We start from the raw sequence: 19032 nt of genomic DNA, 5'->3' as shown, positions 1-19032 counted from the left end.
TCATATTGCTTATAATCACAATATCTGGTCTTTTCGCACGGTTGGCCTATTACTAGGCATTGGTATCCTATACGCCATCATGCTGACGATCTGCCACTCATTTTCGTAAAATAAAAAGAGCTTGAAAAATTCAAGCTCCCGAATCATTTACGTTATTAAATTTTAGTTGTTAATATCGTTAACTAAATCTTTATTAATGGCTGCTGGTTTATTGAGTGCTTTCTTACTTCGTAAGTTCTTAATCGATAACATTGCGAATAAGCTAATTACGTATAACACCGATAAGAAGACCACGATAGCCATTAATGAATAATGATCCATTAGGTAACCGATAACGACTGGTGAGAATCCACCAATTGCTTTACCGCAACTCATGATGAAGCTATTAGCAGTGACTCGGATGTTCATTGGGTATAACTTACTAACGATGACACCAAAACCGGTGTAGGTAGCTCCAGCAAAGAAACCAACTAAGGTACTGGCAATCAATAAAGTAATCCCGTTATTGGCCATGACGATGGTGTACATGAAGATTGCGGCACCGACTAAGAAAATGGTGAAGGCCCAGCGTGGTCCCCACTTATCCATGATCTTACTGAAGACGACCATCCCAAGTGAAATTCCCACGATGGTAACGATCATCCAAAGTGATGATTTAGTAATACTAATGTGTAACTTTTGCTGCATGATCGATGGCATCCAGTTTAAGACACCATAGTATCCAGCGGCTTCAACGACCACCATCATAATAATGGCGATTGTCTGCCAAGCAATCTTTGGCGTTGCGAATAATCGACTGAACGGGACCCGTTTCTGATGGGTCTTTTTTAATGCTTTAGCATTATGAACGAACTTTGGATTTTCCTTTAAGTTCAAACGAACGAAGAATGCTAGAACGATTGGGATTAAACCGAATAGGAATAAGACGTGCCAGCTGTAATTAGCTAAGACCATTGATGAAATTACGGCAGCTAATATGGCACCCGTTTCACCAAAGACCTGAACGTATGATAATAACGTGGCAACGTGCTTCCGATGATTAAAGTTTTCCATTACCAACGTAACACCGGTTCCGTATTCACCACCGGTTCCAATTCCGGTTAAGAATCGTAACAGGTAAATAAAGTAAATGTTGTTAGCAAAGTACATTAAACCAGTCGCTAAGGCAACGATTGATAACGTGTAGGTAAACACTCTAACTCGACCAAAAGCGTCAGCTAGCATCCCGAAAATCAGTGCACCAAGCAGCATCCCGATATTAGTAACTGAACTCATCATTCCACCGGCGGCACCACTGATGTGCAACTGGGTAATAATTGGCGTCATTGCGAACGAGATGAACATGACGTCCATTCCTTCTAACGATGAACCTAAAGCAGTGGACGCAACCGTCCACTTTTGATTAGCTGAATATTTGCTTTCCAAAACAAAGTTCCTCCCTGAAGTTGTAATTGCTTCAGGTTGATCAAAAAGTATAAAAAACAAAAAAACACTTGATCCGTGTCTATACAAATCAAGTGTCTTTCAATTTCTTTTGCTTATAGTCCGGACTTATACGGTTCCGGGTAGAAACTGACCAACCACATCTTGGCATTATATAGGCAATTACTATGTGTGTGACTATAGAATACCAATTTTACATGATTACGTCAATAACTGAACAAAAATTTCTTATTATTTATAGAATAACGGTGATAATGCCGCAACGTACGGAAGATTACGGAAACGCTGCTGGTAATCGATCCCGTAGCCAACGATAAAGACGTTTGGAATCTTAAAACCGACGTAGTCAGTATCAACTGATACTTCCCGACGTTGAGGTTTATCCAATAATACACAAATCTGAACTGATTTAGCGCCTAGCTCCATAAAATGATGCTTTAAGAATTTCAACGTGTGGCCACTATCGATCATGTCTTCAACAATCAAAACATCCCGACCTTTAACGGGTGCAGTAGTATCTTTAACCAGTTTTACTTTTCCGGTTGACTGGGTGCCGTTAAAGTAACTAGAGGCGTCAACGAAATCGATTTGAATTGGCAACTTAATCTGACGGATCAGGTCAGTCATAAAGACCATAGCACCCGTTAAGACACCAACGACCAACGGATGTTTACCCTGATAATCACGGGTGATTTGACGACCTAACTGAGCACAGCGCTGCTGTAACTGTTCTGGACGATATAATACTTTTTGAATTGGGTTACTATTCTTTTTTACCATCATACACATTTATTAAGCCTTCTTAACACTTAACGATTAATCCAAGCCAACCCGATGGAAGATGTAGTTGACGTAACGCAAGTGGTAATGATAATCAAACGCATCATCGATATCAGCTTGGGATAACCGTTTTCGAATCACTGGATTATTTTCAACAAGTTTCTTAAACGAAATCCCCTTTGTCCACGACTTGGCCGTTAACGGTTGAACTAAATCGTAGGCCTGTTCACGGGTCATCCCGGTATTAATCAATTTCAATAAGAACCGCTGGCTGTAAATTAAACCATGCGTGATGTTCATGTTCTGTTTCATCCGTTTCGAGAAAACAGTTAGATTACTTAGAATATGATTAAAGCGGTGAAGCATAAAGTCTAACAGGATCGTGGTGTCAGGCATGATGATTCGTTCAACACTTGAATGTGAGATGTCACGTTCATGCCATAACGGAACGTCTTCATAAGCAGAAATGATGTGGCCACGGACCACTCTGGCTAAGCCACAGATGTTTTCATCAGCGACTGGGTTTCGTTTGTGCGGCATGGCACTGGATCCTTTTTGACCTGGGGCAAAGTGTTCTTCAACTTCATGGATTTCGGTTCGCTGCAGACTGCGGATTTCAGTCGCAAAGTCTTCTAACGTCGTGGCAATTAAGCCCAGTGTACTGATGTAATCAGCGTGCAGATCACGAGGTAAAATCTGACTGGTAATTTCCTGAGCCCGTAAACCAAATTTATGGCAAACGTAGGCCTCGACCTGCGGTGGCACGTTAGCAAAGGTACCAACGGCACCGGAAACTTCACCGGCTTCAACTTCCTTTGAAGCAAATTTAAAACGTTTCAAGTTTCGTTTCATCATGGAATACCAACGGGCCAACTTCAAACCGAACGTAATCGGTTCAGCATGAACCCCGTGGGTTCGGCCGATCATCACGGTATTTTTATATTTGAGGGCCTTTTCAGCAATTGTATGCTTCAAGGTTAACAGATCTTTCATTAAGATTTTGTTAGCTTCTTTATAGCGGATCCCGTAAGCTGTATCTTCAATATCGGTGCTAGTGACACCGTAATGGATCCATTTCCGTTCAGGTCCAAGTGATTTTGAAACGTCACGGGTAAAAGCCACCATGTCATGATGGGTAACGGCTTCAATCTTAGCGATTTCTTCATCAGTAAACGATGCGTTCTTCTTAATTTTTTCGACGTCACTTTTCGGAATCTTGCCTAATTTAGCCCAACCTTCGTCAACGGCAATTTCAACCATCAACCAGGTTTGATACTGATGATGTAAAGTCCAAATGGCTCCCATTTCAGGTCTTGTATATCGATCGATCATTATTTATCGGCCTCCTGCCAAACGTTCTTCAAGATATGCGTGTGATCACGGCTAGCACCAACGGCAAACGTATCTAACGGAACACCGACCATCTTTGATACTGATTCTAGATAGTTCCGAGCATTCTTTGGTAATTCAGCAACCGTCGTGCAACAAGTAATGTCTTCATCCCATCCTGGGAAAACTTTATAGATCGGCTGGCATTCTTCCAGGACCCGGTTATTAGCTGGATAATTATCAATTCGCTTGCCATGGTATCGATAACCAACACAAACTTTAATGTCACCGATACCTGATAAGGCATCTAAACAGTTCAATGACAGATCCGTAATCCCTGAGATTCGAACGGCATGTTTCAGAACGACAATGTCTAACCAGCCTAAACGACGTGGACGGCCGGTGACAACGCCATATTCATGAGCCGCATGTCTGATGTGATCAGAGACCTGATTATGCAGTTCCGTTGGGAACGGACCGTCACCAACACGGGATGTATATGCTTTACATACCCCGACAATACGGTTAATGCGATTAGGACCAATTCCAGAACCCACGGCGGCATTACCAGCAACCGTATTCGATGAAGTAACGAATGGATAGGTCCCATGATCAATATCTAGCATTGATCCTTGAGCGCCTTCAAAGAGAACGTGCTTGCCTTCATCTAAGGCATGATTAATTAAGTAAGACGTATCACAGACGAACGGTTTAATGATCTGGCCATAGTGATAATATTCTTTAAACATTGAATCAAAATCAAGCGGCTTACGATTAAACACTTTAGTTAAAATAATGTTTTTAATCTTTAAAGCTTGCTTTAATTTCTGAGCGAAGACTGGTTTATCAATCAAATCAGCCATGCGGATGCCAATTCGTTCTAATTTATCCATATAAGCTGGGCCAATTCCTTTACCGGTCGTCCCGATCTTCTGGCCTTTCAACGATTCCTGTAAATGATCGAATAAGATGTGATATGGCATTAATACCTGGGCTCGGTTAGAGATTCGGAGATTGTGAACCGGGATGCCGTTCTGACGTAAGTAGTGAATCTCGTGCAATAACGACTTGGGATTAATTACCATGCCATTACCGAGGACACCTAATTTATCCGGATATAAAACCCCTGAGGGAATTAATGATAGGTGGATGTGTTTCCCGTTTGTGGCGATGGTGTGGCCGGCATTGTCACCACCCGAAAACCGGGCAATGATGTTGGCTTTTGAACTAAGGAAATCGGTAATTTTACCTTTTCCTTCGTCGCCCCATTGACTACCAATAACTACAATAGATGACATAAATAAAGACCTCTCAATATAAATCACCTACCGAAATTGGTACCTTAAAAAAGCATGAAAAATGGGCTTAATTTCATCTCTAGAAATTAAGCCCTCACACTTAACGAAGTAAGAAATTGTGTAACTTGATACACTAAAGATTGCTTCGAAGTCTCAGCAAACGCCAAGACCTAATTTCGGTAGTTATTTAATTAACAAGTAGATAATAGCATTAATTTGAACGAAATCAATGCTATTTTAATGTTTATTAATGTTTATTTATGATTTGAACTTTAAATAATGAACATTGCAGACCAAATGTGGATCAACAGCCATCATTTTATTACCTGGCAATTTCTTAAAGCCGTTGATAAATAAACGAGTTGCAGTCCGCTGACAAAAATCACACTTTCGATCGACCGGCATTGTAACGTCACACCACGTCATTAAAAATTTACTGGTTGGAATTTCATCATCGGTCCGACCAAGTGTCGCAATGTAATACTGGCATCCCGCAAAAATAATCGGCACCGTCGGATCAATGTCATTAAAAATATCTGTTAATTGAACCAACTGTTGCTTGGATAAAAATTGTGCCCCGTCAACTAAAACGTGATTAACGGGAAATTGTTCCTTAGCCTGTTGTTTAAAGCGGTTTAACGATTTCTGATCCCATTTCTCAGGGACACGTAGAGTTATGTCGCAGACTTCATGACCGTTATTAACTTGGCCTTTGTCTTCACCTGACATCAGGATATCTCGACCGTGATCATGCTTGATAAGTCGTAGAAGTCGAGTCGTTTTACCCGACGTTTGTGGCCCGTATAAAAAAATCTTCTTGCTCATGATTATAATTTACCGTGTTCCTTACATTTATCGTAAAAATCAGCTAATTTTTCAACGATCTTCGAATCCAGCATCCGAACGGAGATTTCGTGATGACGGAGCTTGGAAATTGCTGATTTACGTAAATGACACTGCGTTTTAAATTTCTTGTTGGGAACATTCATATCCCGAATAATTTTTTTAGCTTTTTTCACGGTTTCTATGTCCATTGACGATCATCCTTTTTATCTAGTTCTGCTGTTGCAATTCAGAATACTCGGTACTTCAATACCGAGATAAATAAACGTTAAGCAACAACTTTTTAACGTTTATAGTTAATTAATTGATTGTTAATATATTTCTCAATCATTTTTCTAGACATGTCACCAACGGTACCTGCATAAAATGTAGGTGACCATAAATGACCGCTCCATAGCTTCTTCTTAGTTTCTGGAAATTGCTGAAACCATATCCTAGCGGATAAGCCTTTAAAAGTTTTAATAACAGATGAAATAGCATCAGCTGGTGGAAAACTGACCAATACATGAATATGGTCTGGTAAGACCTCTATCTTTTGAATTACGATGTGATGATTATCAGCAATAAACTTAATAATTCGTTTCATAGCATGCTGTAGGTCTTTAGTAGTAAATACCATCTTACGATATTTGGTGATCCAAACTAAATGGTAATTGAGATTATGCACATTAGTACGATTTTTAACTAACATATACATCAGCTCCTATACACTGGTAATAATAGCATTCTATCTGATATATTAACAGTCATATGTGATATAATATAAGTGCATTAAGGAGGTGAAAATAATGTTAATTACAAAAGGAATTAAAGCAAAGTTGTATCCTAATCAATACCAACAAACGTGGCTAAACCAACAGCTCGGAGACATTCGGTTCATCTGGAACCACTTCTTAGCGATTGAAAAAGCTAAGTGGCTTAGTTATGCTGACAGCCGTTCGCTTCAATGTGAACTAGGCATCTTGTACCAGTCGTATCAGAATCTGTTTCAGCACCGTTCCAAAGCGCCAAAGTTCAAGTCTAAGAAATATTATAAGCAGTCCTATCGGACTACCAGTATTCCCAAACAGATTAATAAGCCACACGTATTAAAATTGGCTAAGTTAGGATATATGAAAGTCCATTTCAATCAACCACTAGTCGGTAAGATTAAACAGGTCACAGTCACACATGACTCCACTGGAGACTACGTCGCAAGTCTTACGGTAGAATACGAGAACCAAGTATCATTGCCGAAGACGAATCAAGCAATTGGAATTGATGTAGGATTAAGCAACCTCGCTATCTTATCTACTGATATGAAATGGAACTTTAAATATTACAATAAAGCAAATGAAGCTAGAAAGCACAAATGGCAAATCCTATCAGCTAGGCGTAGACGTGATGCCATTAAGGATATTCGATATAATCAGCATCTCCAGAAGAAGATGCCTAACCATCACGTCAAAACTTTAGTTGAATATCATAACTATCAGAAAGCAAAGCGTGAAGTAGCTAAAATTAACCGTCATATAAAGAATCAACGGATTAATTATCTACAAATTCTAACCACATGGCTAGTAAAGCATTATGATTTCATAGCAATCGAAGACCTAAAAGTCTCTAATATGCAACATAATCATAGACTAGCTCGGGCGATTGCCTGTGCTTCGTGGTATCACTTTAGGACATTATTAGCCTATAAGTGTGTATGGTATGGTAAGCATCTCGAGCTAGTTAATCCTAAGGATACTAGCCGTATTTGTCATACTTGTGGTAAAAACACGGGCGTAAAGCCACTGGATATTCGTAGCTTCGTTTGCCAGTATTGCCATACTAAACAAGACAGAGATGTGAATGCCAGTATTAATATACTGCATTTAGGCTTGGAACAAGCCATGGCTAACAACTCTACCTCTGTTCAAGATACTTCTCTACAGTTGTGTGTTGAATAAGCACGAGCGTTCCCAAGAACAGGTACGTAAGGTGCTAAGCTAGAAACTCGGTACTTTAGTACCGAGTAGTTCATAATTGACAACAGTAATTATAACATTGGGAGGAAAAGATATGAGTACAAACCTGATTCCGGCAGACGTTGCCATGCTTCATGTTTTGGAATCGTGGCGCGTTAAAGACCTCTTTGGTTATCCCGCCGGATCCCTAAATTCATTAATGAATGCTTTAAATTATGAACATCAACGCATCAACTTCATTCAAGTTCGTCATGAACAAGTCGGTGCCCTGGCGGCTTCAGCTCAGGCTAAATTAACGCATCACATCGGGGTCGCTTTTGGCTCTGCTGGTCCCGGTGCCGTTAATATGCTAAATGGTTTATACGACGCAAAGGAAGATCACGTTCCAGTATTAGCGATCGTTGGCCAGGCCAACAGCGATAATCTCAATTACGATTATTTTCAAGAATTTCCGGAAGCTCCAATCTTCAGTAATGTGGCCTGTTATGACCGGATTGTGATGAACGCTCAGAGTCTTCCCCACGTTGTCGACCGAGCAATCCGGGAAGCTTATCAACATCAAAGTGTCGCTGTAGTGATCATCCCTAACGACTTAGGCTTCGTTAAAATTCCCGACCGTAAATATAGTTCAGCTCCGCATACTATTGTTAAACCAAGTTATCCAAAAATATTTCCGCAAATCATTAATCAATTCTTGAAAATGGTAAAACAAGCGAAGCACCCCGTTTTTCACGTTGGTAAACAAATCGGTGACAGTGGGAAGTTACTGGTTAAATTATCACAACAATTACAGATTCCAATCATGATCGATGGTACGGCAAAAGGATTAATTCCTGGTGAAGTTACTGATCTAGGGACTGGCAACCGAATCACGTCAAAAGTTGCCAATGAGCTAATGGACACGACCGACTTGGTAATCAGTCTTGGAAGTGAATTCGCCCTGTCACATCGCTATTATGATAAGCATCCCTTTAAATTTATTCAGGTTGACCGACGCCAAAACTGTCTCGGTTATCATCATCCGTTAGATTTAGGCATTTGGGCTGATCCAACCGAATTCATCAAGGCTGTCCTTAAGACTAGCGTTCACACTATTCACCAACTCTACTATTCATCCGTAATTAAGGACATTCAAAACGAAAATCAATATCGTCATCATCTAGCCATTAAAAAGACTAACCCAATTTTACCCACACAGGTCTATCATCAGATCAACCGAATCGCGAATGATAAAACGATCTTTTCAGTCGACATTGGTGACAATACCGTCAACAGTTTTCGCTATTTAAAAATGGGCACTAATAATCAGCTCGTCTTTTCAGCGCATTTTGCCACGATGGGATGCAGCATCCCTGGTGCGATCGCCGCTAAACTATCGTATCCGCATCGACAAGTCTTTAGTATTGCTGGTGATGGTGCCTTTTCGATGGTCATGCAGGATTTAGTTACCGAACGCAAATACCATTTACCAATCATTAACGGTGTGACGTCTAATAATTCCACTAGCTACATCAAGAGTCAGCAAGCTGATTTATCGATGAAATATTTTGGTGTTAAATTAACTGGTCAAGATTTTGCAATGATTGCTAAAGGGATGGGTGTTAAAGCAATTACGATAACTCAATTTAGTCAATTAGCTCACACCTTTGATCTTGCTAAACGGGTTACCCAAAATGGTCAGCCAATCCTACTCAACATTGTCATATCTGATCAACGTGCCCTACCGATGAAAAAACTGCATATCCACAAACAAAACGGTAAATTCATCGAAGTCTGTGACAATCAATCTGATTTACATCAATTTTTTGCTAAATATAACGGGAAATCACTGAAATCACTGCCAGAATTACTTGCACAAGTTGCGAAGCAGCGCCATTAGTGAGAAAATATGAATTGGATTATAATCCATTTCCACAAGGAGGGAATTGTATGCAAATTTCTGGTAGCGTGGCTACGTTCTCTAAACCCGAAGTTAAAGTACTTCATCAGGTTATGAAGGTCCAAGATTACGTCAAGAGTAACAGCGCTGGTGACCAAAAGCATTTAGATACCCCTGGTATCACTAATTTAGCCGATATTAACGATGCTATTCAAAAGGACAACAAATTAGACTTAAACAATCGTCAGGATTTAGATACCCCTGATTATGCTCATGCATTAATCAATTACGTTAATACATTTGCTGTATACGCATCATCAATGAACACGTATACTCCACAGATCGACAAAGTATGTAAGAGTATCGTAAGTCAGCTCAAAGACTACTTAAAAAGCGCTAAAAAGTAATCTTTGATTAATCAAGTATTCCGTAATCAAGAATACATAATACTATAAAAAGAGATCCTTAAATGATTAATTATTTAGGGATCTCTTTTTGTTTTATTTCTTATGGTAAAAAGAAAGATGCTTAAAAGCGCCATTCTTTAATCTTTCAGCAAGTAACCAACTTGCCACGGTGATTAACTGTCTTGATGTTCACCTATAGAATAACAGATATTCAATCATCTTTAATTATGATAAGATTATTTTGTTAGGCTACATCTTTTTGTCCCAGCTACTTGATAGCAAAAGAGGTGATAAACATTCATACGTTTATAGTTCTAATTTTCTCTGCAGTCTTGGGCTTAATTTCCAATTTAGCGTATTTTATAATCACTAATTGGATGAAGCGCCATTCCCACCATAAGAATTAACTTAAGGGCGTGGTTAATATCCATGCCCTTTTTTGATAAAAAAACCTGTTACCAATTGGCAACAGGTAAAAAACATTCACACGTTTGTTCTAATCTCTCTGCACTTTTAATATATCGTAAGTATCTAATTATGTCAATCGTATGGTCTATTTAAAAGTTAAATGTTTACCCCACACAATAAAAACGCCCGATGATTAATCGGACGCTCATTAATCGGGGTATAAATTTGTGGAAGATATTTATTTACGCCAAAGCATTATGCTGGCAATGAGAATTGCACAAACAATAATTCAGGACATGGTAAATAACTAGGACGAAGATTTAATGAAGATGACAACTTGTGATTGTTTGCACAATATCTCATCACCAAACATTATAATATATAATTTCGTTATATGTGTTGATTTTGTTTATAATTATTGATTTATAAACATATTTTATATTGTAATACTTAACTTTATAAATTATTTGATAAAACTAAAAAAGAGCGTCGTTTTAGGCGCTCTCTTTGATGGATTAAATGCATAACCAAAGGGACTAACCTTTAATAATGCATTGCTTAAGTTATAACAAAATATGGAGGATATCGGGCTCGAACCAATGACCTCCTGCTTGTAAGGCAGATGCTCTCCCAACTGAGCTAATCCTCCAAGACACACTAATTATAACACACATGACTGACGCATCAAGCCTATTGAAGCTAATAAAAAATTAATAATTAACACGACGATCAATGTTAACCTGAAGCTGGTCAACTAAATCAACGACCTTCTTAGATACTCCACGGTTATCTAAAATCATGGTGGTGTAATCTAACATTCTGTTCATAACAACAACACTGTTACTTACGATAACTTTGATGTTCTTAATAGCGCTCTTCATGGCAGCAACGCTAACCTTGATGTTGCGGATTTCACGTAAGTTAACACTCTTGGAATTATAAACGTAGTTAACAGAGTCAACATCGGCACTGATCATCTTGACGTCGCTTAATACCATATTAACTAAGTTAACACGGACATCATTCATATTAGCGGCAACGTGATCAACGCTAGATAATAACTTAACGCTTACAGCATCAGCTTTGTTAGCAACTACGGCATTTTCAAGAGCACGAACGACCTTAACGGCTACGACGTTCTTAACAACGTCTAAGTTTCTAACAACGTTCATAACATGGACGACGTTAACATCACTAACGTCAATTTTATGCTTGATAGAATTAACGTTGGCGCTAACTACATTCATCTTGTTAGATAGATTCTTGACCAGGTTAACCATGTGCAGCATGGAAGCAACATTGAATTTTGATACATTATTTACGTTTGAGACATTAACCTTTGGGACATAACTTTTGACATATAAAGGTTCCTCTCTGTTCAAAACCAAATAAATATAATCAACATTATAAGATGTCATACGAGGCCTCATATGACTATGTATGTGGATACTTAAAAAGCCTCACAATTCATAACAATCGTGAGGCATTATATACGTAGTTTATTAACGATGATGTGATTCCACACGATTGTTATCACTCGTGCAGAACGATTATGTAAAGATACTTAAATAGGCTGTTGAGCGCACGAGCGTTTTAGAAATAATGTATGCACTAAGACGACAACGTTAACATTGACTCGTTTAAGCATTTTTATCTCCCTTTCGTGATATTGTTTACACTTATAATAATAAACTATTAAATATAAATATCAGATAATTATTTAAAATATATTAATAATATTATGAAATATTAAAATAATGTTTGCAAATTAACGCCATTTTATCAACCAACTAAAAAAGAGCGCCCAACTTACTTGGACGCCCTTTCTTAAATTCTGAACGAGATTAATTATTGAAGTTAAAAACGATTCATAGTAATTCCGTAAAGAATATCCACACATGGTGCGATCGTACTACTTATCACACTTAAATGTTTATTCATTGTAATTGTATAGGAGGCAACTAACTTTCAGGAGTTAGACGGCCCCACCAGCGAGCATCTGTTTGCCGCCGATCAGCAATCGTTCCTTAATGGATGCGTTGCCGAACGCTGACGCAGAAGCTCGTGCTAATGAAGACGTACCGTTTAACAAAGCATTATTCTTTAACATAATACTCAACTCCTTACTGATCAGCCACCCCGCTGTAGCGGACTGGCTTCCGAACACAAAAATCATTACATGAAATTGAACTTAAAATCGCGTCTTTGTCCTTTCGGACGGGCATATGTTCTGTCTTTTGCACTGGAGCCATCTCCTTTATGGATCTCGTAAGTGAAATCTAGTCAACCCCGATTTCAGCTTACGGTTATGTTATATAACTTATTTATAGTTTTGTCAACATAATATATAAAATATTTTAAATTAGTTTAATAAACAGAAAGTATTTAATATAATGATTACTTTTAGTTCCTTTATTCATTAAATACAGTACCAAAAAAGGCACTCGACCAACTATGGGTGAGTGCCTTTTGAACGCCTAACAAACTAAGCAACATAATAATAACAATTACTAATACATGCTTACCTCACCAGACATTATTAACTGTACATGACTTTGGATTCCTAATGATGTTCGTTTCAGCATCTGCGATGTGTTCAAAATTAAGTTAATTAACGACCTTTACTTATTATTTTCACGTAAAGCTTTTTGAGCAACCACGTTCAAGATGTTCCATGGACGGTCAAAGCCTGGCTGGAAGAAGAAGTCACAGTAAGCTAAGTCCATGACGGTTAAGTGCTGCTGAATAGCTAATGAAATGACGTTGATGTCGCCAGTTTCGTTCATCTTGGACATTACCTGGCCACCTAAGACACGCATCGTCTGTGGATCGTAAGTTAACTTGAAGTAAACCTTGGCGTTACCTGCTTTGTTTGGTACGAACTTTGGACGATAAGTATCAACAACGAAAGTTGACTTAGCGTTAATGCCAAAGTGAGCAGCGCTGTCCTGCTTAACACCGGTTGATGCAAATTGGTAACTGAAGACATGTAATGCACTGGAACCAGAAACTGCAGGAACTTTCTTGTGAGCACCTAAAGCGTTCATAACGGCAAAACGGCCACCACGACGAGCGTTAGTGGCTAAAGCAATTCGAGCGGTCTTACCCGTCGGTGCATAACGAACGGTAGTTGCATCACCAACACAGTAGATGTCAGGCTGACTAGTCTGCATGTAATCGTCAACTTTAACTAAGCCACGTGGAGTTAAGTCAACAACACCTTTTAACCACTTGGTATTTGGCTTAATACCAGCGGATTCAATAACTAAGTCAGCTGGGTAAGTACCCATTTCAGATTTAACGGCAGTAACGTGGCCGTTTTTACCGATAAACTTGGCCGCGGATTGTTCCATCTGAACGTTAACGTTATGGGTTTCCATTTCGTCAGTTAACATCCCGGTGTATTCATGATCCAAGTAGTTACCTAAAAGCCGCTTGTTGCGGTCAATCAAGGTAACGTGCATACCAGCCTTAGCGAAGACTTCGGCAGCTTCGATACCAATGTAACCACCACCGATGATGGCAACGTTCTTAATTGCTGGGTTAACGGTTGCTTCTTTAAGCTTAATGGCCCAGTCACGACCACGCATTGCGTAGATACCTTTCAAATTACTACCTGGTACAGGTAACTTGTTAGGATCGGCACCACAGCTTAAGATCAGTTTATCATAAGATTCGTCACGTTCTTTGCCAGTCTTATGATCAACAACGTGAACTTTATGAGCCTTTGGATCAATCTTAGTGATTTCCTGCTGAATGAAGACGTGGACACCGTGTTTTTTGGCCCATTCAGGGGTGGCATAACTAATAGAATTAACGTGCTTAGCAATTCCTTCTAAATAGGTCTGCATCCCACAAGATAGGAATGAAATAAAGTTGGTCTTTTCGTACCATTGAATGTCAGCGTCAGGTTTACTCATTAAAATCTGACGGACTGCTTCGTAACCACCATGTGATGATCCAACAACGATAAATTTCATAACAGTAACCTTCTTTTTGCTTTCTAGATTAAACTCATTCTAACTTCATTATCATTTTAACAAATTCTCGCTCCGTGGATATTATATTTGACTTGATTATTTCGGGAATGATTTAAATTCACCCTCGTTAATACCCATTGAATAATGTTAAAATAACGAATGTTTCAAAATCTGTCGAGAATAAAGGAATGACCTGTTTATAATGAAAAGTAATCGCCTCGGATTAACGGAACTCACCTGTCTGGTGATTGGATCGATCATCGCTGGTGGAATCTTTAATCTAATGCACGATGTCGCAACAGGAGCCGGTGCAGGTGCCGTCTCCATCAGTTGGTTAATCACTGGAATCGGAATGGGCAGTTTAGCCCTGTGCTTTCAGAATCTAGTAACTAAGCGTCCGGATCTAAACGCTGGAATTTATAGCTATGCTGAAGCTGGATTTGGTAAATACATGGGCTTTAATGCCGCTTGGGGGTACTGGCTATCAGCTTGGTTAGGTAACGTTGGTTATATTACTCTATGTATGAGTGCCCTAGGCTATTTCTTACCGGTCTTTGGTAACGGCCAAAATTGGCCGTCGATTATTCTGGGGTCAATTATGCTGTGGGGATGCCATTTTATGATCCTGCACGGGATTAAATCGGCATCCTTCGTTAACATCGTCGTGACAATTGCGAAGATTATTCCAATCATCTTATTCTTGATTATCGTTTTCCTATCGTTCAAACTACATATTTTTGAGCATGATTTCTGGTATACACCTACCGGAAAATTTCAGTTCGGTGATGTCATGCGCCAGGTTAAAAGTACCATGCTAGTCATGGTCTGGACCTTTACCGGAATTGAAGGTGCCGTGATCTTTTCCGGAAGAGCTAAGCACCGAAAAGACGTTGGCTTAGCCACGATCCTAGGCATCAGTTCAATGATCCTACTGTACATGCTTATGACATTGCTATCGTTTGGGGTCATGAGTCGTTTACAGTTATCTCATCTCAGACAACCAGCCATGGCATCGATTCTAAAGCAATTGGTTGGCCCCTGGGGAGCCATCGTCATTAATGCCGGAATTGTGGTCGCCTTAGTGAGTGCCCTGCTAGACTGGACAATGTTTGCCGGTCATGTTCCTTACATTGCTTCGATCCATGGCACTTTCCCAAAACTGTTCAGTAAAACGAATCACCATAACTCACCGATTAATTCGTTAATCATTACCGACGTTTGCGTGGAAATCTTCATGTTTAGCTTCTTAATTACACCACGTGCCTACAATTTCATGTATTCAATTGCGAGTTCAATGGTCATGATTCCGTACACCTTCTCGGCAGTTTATCAGCTTAAATATTCATTGATTGGTGATCACACTAATCACCGAACCCGCAACATCATAATTGGGATTATTGCTTCGACCTATTCCGCATGGATTGTCTACGCAACGGGCCTTACTTATTGGCTATTATCGGCATGGCTATTCGCGTTAGGCATTCCCTGTTACGTGTACTTACAGAAGCATGATAATCATAGACAAAAGGTCTTTAAGACCTGGGAACGCTGGGTCGCAATATTAATCGTAATTACCGCAATCTTTGGTGTATACGCCTTGGTAACGGGGCAAATTGCCATTTCAGGCAACGTCTAGGATTGTGAAAGGATACGCAAATCAGTTATAATTAAAGTATCCAATCTAGAGGAGTGAAACTATAGTATGGAAGCACAACCAACTAGTCCAAAGGGCAGTCAATTCATGCCCATCATCAAGGGTTACTTGGATCAGCATCATCTAGATCCAAAGATCAACCCGTTATTCACCAGTCGTCACATGAACTATGACGTTGGTCTTTACGAAAGTTTAAACGTATTCTTAACCTTGGTCGCAGCTTTAGACGCATCTAAACGTGACCAGATCGTTAAATTCTTAAACAGTGAAGCTATGCAGGCTTTACACAACGAAGAATTCCGCTTAGACAGCGAAAATCCAAGTCGTCAAAAAGCTTTAGACTTCATCAAAAAGATTACTAAATAATTTAATCTTCAAGCAAAACAAAAAATCCAGCTCTAATCCAAAATTAGATTAGAACTGGATTTTTGTTTCATTTATGAACGGGATCAATAATTTCGATAAGTGAACATTTACGATTATCGGATTGGCGGAAAGTCTTACATTTCAAGACTTTAATGAAGCGTCCAGAGACTTTAACGTGGTTGGACCAAGGGGCAAGGCGACTTTATCATTAATTAATCGATTACCAGCAAAGTCGTCAAACATCTTTGGTTTATTCATCATAGATGAACGGAACATAGCAGAGAACTTAGATAAGTTCATCGCACCTTTAGCAAACCACTTCTTAGATAGTTCTAACGTGTTCATCATAATAAAATCTCCTTAGCTATTCGTCATCCCGACTTCTAGACTTCGGGACAACTTCCAAATACAAGATTGACGATCAATAAATAATGAATTTACAATTTCACTCATGCCCACATGGACATGATGAATATGTTTAGTCTTTTGCATTGGAGTAGCCTCCTTCTAAAGAGCTTTTCATATGCATCTATCAACTAGATTCATATTTCTCTTTACAATTATGATTATATACGTTATTCGTTTATTGTCAACATAATTATTAAATTAATTTAATTTGTTTTAATATATCTATACTTTTATCGTTAATTTAGCAAAATATAATGATAAAGTTAATTTATATTGATATAATAAGGCCATATAATTAAAAGACCTTCTGAAAGGATTGATTAATCGTGGAAATTATGCTGGCTGGATTCTTATTACTCATTGTTGTTGCCCTATTTATGATCAAGAAACCGTTCAGCTATATGCTGTCCGCTGAAAATTTGGCAGACGACCTGTTAGGCCTTAGTAATCCTCATAATAAGACAGACAACACAAATCACGTTGAAAAAGTAATCACCAACATTTCAGACTCAATGAACCAGCTATGAAAATTAAATAAAAATAGATAGTTAATCTCTCTATAAAATTTGTTTTTAAGAGAAATTCCGATAAGAGAAGAATAAAAATACTCGATAATCATTAGATTTAACATCCGATAACTATCGAGTATTTTTTACTTACTATTTGATTAAATCACTCCTGGTACTTCATGCGTTCCAATCGTTCGATCCTTTTATCCAACGGTGGATGAGTATCAAAGAGATTGGCGATTGACCAATGATGTTTCGGCTTATGCGGATTAACGATGAATAACGAATTACTGGCAGGGTTAGCCGCTTTCATCGACGGTCGATGCCTTAAAGCTTTTAAAGCTCGAATGATTTCGTCCGGATTACGGGTTAAATCAACACTACCGGCGTCGGCTAAGTATTCTCGGTTTCGAGATAAAGCCATTTGACCTAAGTAACTCAAACCGGAACAGATCCAACTAAGGACGGCCAAACCAAGCCCAATCACGATCAAGACACCATGACTATCATTGTCATCCCGATCGTCATCGTCACCCCAGTCAAACCAGCTGGCATCCCAGGTAATTCGCCAAAGGAAGCCACCTAGAAAAGCAAATAAAGCGGTCAAAGCAACCCCAACCGTTTCAACTTCGGTATCACGGTCTTTAATATGGCTCATTTCGTGGCCGATAACGCCTTCGACTTCGTACTGGTCCATCATATTCAATAGCCCCGTCGTGGCTCCGATTGCCGAATTTTTGGGGCTATTACCGGTCGAAAACGCGTTGGGTGATGGATCCTTAATAATGAAGACCCTTGGCATCGGTAAATTAGCGGCAATTGCCATGTTCGAAACAGCATTCCACAAGACCGGTGCTTGCTTCTCACTCTTGATCTCCTGACCGTGGTTCATCGCCATCACAACGTTAATCGACTGACTCATCATGATGAGAATGTAAATGACGCAAATCACGAATGTCCAAAGGCAAGCCTTAATAATCGTCTGAACGATTCCGGTACTCCCTTCACCAGAGTTAGCACCGACGAACCAGCCAACGAGGCCTCCGAAAAGATCAACGATTAGTAAAAAACAGATCATGATCAAGACGGTCTTACGTTTATTGGATCGAATCTGATCAAATAGCACGATATCACTTCCTAAAAAGAAAAGCCGTAGCCATCACTACGACCTAGTTTTATTCTGTAATTAGTTTAATTCTTGAAGTCACCGAAATGAACGTTCGGAACGGCTTTAGCGCTTTCCGGAGCCTTTAAGTAGTCACGTTTAGTAAATTTACTACCAGCAACTAAGTTGTTCGGGAAAGTCCGGATCATAGCGTTGTAACGAGCAATGACTTGATTGTATAGCTGACGAGCATAAGCAATTTTGTTTTCAGTGTTGGTTAATTCAGCCATTAACTGCTTAAAGTTTTCGTTAGCTTTTAAATCTGGGTAACGTTCACTAACGGCGAATAAACTCTTTAAAGCACCGGTCAACTGATTACTGATGTTCATCATCTGCTGACGAGTAACACCTGATTTACTGCTATTTGGATCGATGTGAACCATCTGACCACGATACTTAATAACCTTTTGTAAGGTATTACTTTCATAATTAGCGTAACCCTTAACGGTGTTGACTAAGTTAGGAATTAAATCGTTACGTCGCTGAAGCTGAACATCGATCTGGCTCCAGGCGTTATCCGTATCGGTCTGAGCATGAACTAATCGGTTATAGATTAGGACCCAGGCTAAAATAATAATTACTACGATGGCAATAATAATTCCAATTACCAT

At 39.2% G+C, this 19032-nt stretch carries 19 protein-coding genes, 1 tRNA gene and 1 riboswitch; of the genes, 5 read left to right on the top strand and 15 right to left on the bottom strand.

Annotation, left to right across the window (positions count from 1 at the left end):
• Window positions 1-162: 162 nt before the first annotated feature.
• The 7 genes from ELX58_RS05065 to tnpA all read right to left on the bottom strand — a co-directional run bounded on the left by ELX58_RS05065 (window position 163) and on the right by tnpA (window position 6384).
• Window positions 163-1425 carry an MFS transporter gene (locus ELX58_RS05065; RefSeq protein ID WP_133442071.1) on the bottom strand — a complete coding sequence of 421 codons (1263 nt, stop codon included), beginning with the start codon at window positions 1423-1425 and terminating at the stop codon, window positions 163-165.
• Between the two features lie 96 nt (window positions 1426-1521).
• A riboswitch (purine riboswitch) is annotated at window positions 1522-1621 on the bottom strand.
• Between the two features lie 53 nt (window positions 1622-1674).
• Window positions 1675-2232: a hypoxanthine phosphoribosyltransferase gene (hpt, locus tag ELX58_RS05060; RefSeq protein WP_418620860.1), complete on the bottom strand. Its 558-nt coding sequence runs from the start codon at window positions 2230-2232 to the stop codon at window positions 1675-1677.
• Window positions 2233-2259: 27 nt separating this feature from the next.
• Window positions 2260-3555 carry an adenylosuccinate lyase gene (gene purB, locus ELX58_RS05055; RefSeq protein WP_133442070.1) on the bottom strand — a complete coding sequence of 432 codons (1296 nt, stop codon included), beginning with the start codon at window positions 3553-3555 and terminating at the stop codon, window positions 2260-2262.
• On the bottom strand, window positions 3555-4850 hold the full coding sequence (locus tag ELX58_RS05050) for an adenylosuccinate synthase (protein ID WP_133442069.1): 1296 nt from the start codon (window positions 4848-4850) through the stop codon (window positions 3555-3557). Before ELX58_RS05050 ends, purB begins: the two co-directional genes overlap by 1 nt.
• 258 nt (window positions 4851-5108) lie before the next feature.
• Window positions 5109-5675 carry an ATP-binding protein gene (locus tag ELX58_RS05045; protein WP_133442068.1) on the bottom strand — a complete coding sequence of 189 codons (567 nt, stop codon included), beginning with the start codon at window positions 5673-5675 and terminating at the stop codon, window positions 5109-5111.
• 2 nt (window positions 5676-5677) lie between these two features.
• Window positions 5678-5884: a hypothetical protein gene (locus tag ELX58_RS05040; protein ID WP_133442067.1), complete on the bottom strand. Its 207-nt coding sequence runs from the start codon at window positions 5882-5884 to the stop codon at window positions 5678-5680.
• A 92-nt stretch (window positions 5885-5976) separates the two neighbouring features.
• Window positions 5977-6384, bottom strand: coding sequence for an IS200/IS605 family transposase (tnpA, locus tag ELX58_RS05035; RefSeq protein WP_133442066.1), 408 nt, complete (start codon window positions 6382-6384; stop codon window positions 5977-5979).
• Between the two features lie 97 nt (window positions 6385-6481).
• Between tnpA and ELX58_RS05030 the strand changes: the two genes are divergently transcribed.
• From ELX58_RS05030 to ELX58_RS05020, 3 genes are all read left to right on the top strand, one after another.
• Entirely contained in the window at window positions 6482-7627 is a 1146-nt protein-coding gene (locus ELX58_RS05030; protein ID WP_133442065.1) for an RNA-guided endonuclease TnpB family protein, read from the top strand.
• 112 nt (window positions 7628-7739) lie between these two features.
• On the top strand, window positions 7740-9524 hold the full coding sequence (gene spxB, locus ELX58_RS05025) for a pyruvate oxidase (RefSeq protein WP_133442064.1): 1785 nt from the start codon (window positions 7740-7742) through the stop codon (window positions 9522-9524).
• Window positions 9525-9574: 50 nt separating this feature from the next.
• Window positions 9575-9931, top strand: a complete 357-nt coding sequence (locus ELX58_RS05020) for a hypothetical protein (protein WP_133442063.1) — start codon at window positions 9575-9577, stop codon at window positions 9929-9931.
• A 984-nt stretch (window positions 9932-10915) separates the two neighbouring features.
• On the opposite strand, the gene ELX58_RS05015 is transcribed toward ELX58_RS05020, so the two are convergent.
• The 4 genes from ELX58_RS05015 to ELX58_RS05005 all read right to left on the bottom strand — a co-directional run bounded on the left by ELX58_RS05015 (window position 10916) and on the right by ELX58_RS05005 (window position 14319).
• A tRNA-Val gene (locus ELX58_RS05015) sits at window positions 10916-10988 on the bottom strand.
• A 61-nt stretch (window positions 10989-11049) separates the two neighbouring features.
• On the bottom strand, window positions 11050-11757 hold the full coding sequence (locus ELX58_RS05010; protein ID WP_133442062.1) for a hypothetical protein: 708 nt from the start codon (window positions 11755-11757) through the stop codon (window positions 11050-11052).
• A gap of 557 nt (window positions 11758-12314) precedes the next feature.
• Complete coding sequence (locus ELX58_RS08090) at window positions 12315-12449, bottom strand: hypothetical protein (protein ID WP_257791755.1); 135 nt, start codon at window positions 12447-12449, stop codon at window positions 12315-12317.
• Between the two features lie 511 nt (window positions 12450-12960).
• Window positions 12961-14319: an FAD-dependent oxidoreductase gene (locus ELX58_RS05005; protein ID WP_133442061.1), complete on the bottom strand. Its 1359-nt coding sequence runs from the start codon at window positions 14317-14319 to the stop codon at window positions 12961-12963.
• Between the two features lie 202 nt (window positions 14320-14521).
• On the opposite strand from ELX58_RS05005, the gene ELX58_RS05000 reads away from it, so the two are divergent.
• Complete coding sequence (locus tag ELX58_RS05000) at window positions 14522-15955, top strand: basic amino acid/polyamine antiporter (protein ID WP_133442060.1); 1434 nt, start codon at window positions 14522-14524, stop codon at window positions 15953-15955.
• 66 nt (window positions 15956-16021) lie between these two features.
• Window positions 16022-16339 carry a hypothetical protein gene (locus ELX58_RS04995; protein ID WP_133442059.1) on the top strand — a complete coding sequence of 106 codons (318 nt, stop codon included), beginning with the start codon at window positions 16022-16024 and terminating at the stop codon, window positions 16337-16339.
• 141 nt (window positions 16340-16480) lie between these two features.
• Here ELX58_RS04995 and ELX58_RS04990 read toward each other — a convergent pair whose 3' ends face one another.
• The 4 genes from ELX58_RS04990 to ELX58_RS04980 all read right to left on the bottom strand — a co-directional run bounded on the left by ELX58_RS04990 (window position 16481) and on the right by ELX58_RS04980 (window position 19032).
• Window positions 16481-16687: a hypothetical protein gene (locus ELX58_RS04990; protein WP_133442058.1), complete on the bottom strand. Its 207-nt coding sequence runs from the start codon at window positions 16685-16687 to the stop codon at window positions 16481-16483.
• A gap of 12 nt (window positions 16688-16699) precedes the next feature.
• Complete coding sequence (locus ELX58_RS08085; RefSeq protein ID WP_257791754.1) at window positions 16700-16831, bottom strand: hypothetical protein; 132 nt, start codon at window positions 16829-16831, stop codon at window positions 16700-16702.
• Window positions 16832-17419: 588 nt separating this feature from the next.
• Window positions 17420-18382 carry a M48 family metalloprotease gene (locus ELX58_RS04985; protein WP_133442057.1) on the bottom strand — a complete coding sequence of 321 codons (963 nt, stop codon included), beginning with the start codon at window positions 18380-18382 and terminating at the stop codon, window positions 17420-17422.
• 65 nt (window positions 18383-18447) lie between these two features.
• Window positions 18448-19032 carry a LemA family protein gene (locus ELX58_RS04980; protein ID WP_133442056.1) on the bottom strand — a complete coding sequence of 195 codons (585 nt, stop codon included), beginning with the start codon at window positions 19030-19032 and terminating at the stop codon, window positions 18448-18450.

The organism is Acetilactobacillus jinshanensis (genome assembly GCF_004359375.1).
In the GTDB taxonomy this organism is placed as follows: Bacteria; Bacillota; Bacilli; order Lactobacillales; family Lactobacillaceae; genus Acetilactobacillus; species Acetilactobacillus jinshanensis.
This window is presented reverse-complemented; position numbering and strand designations above follow the sequence as displayed.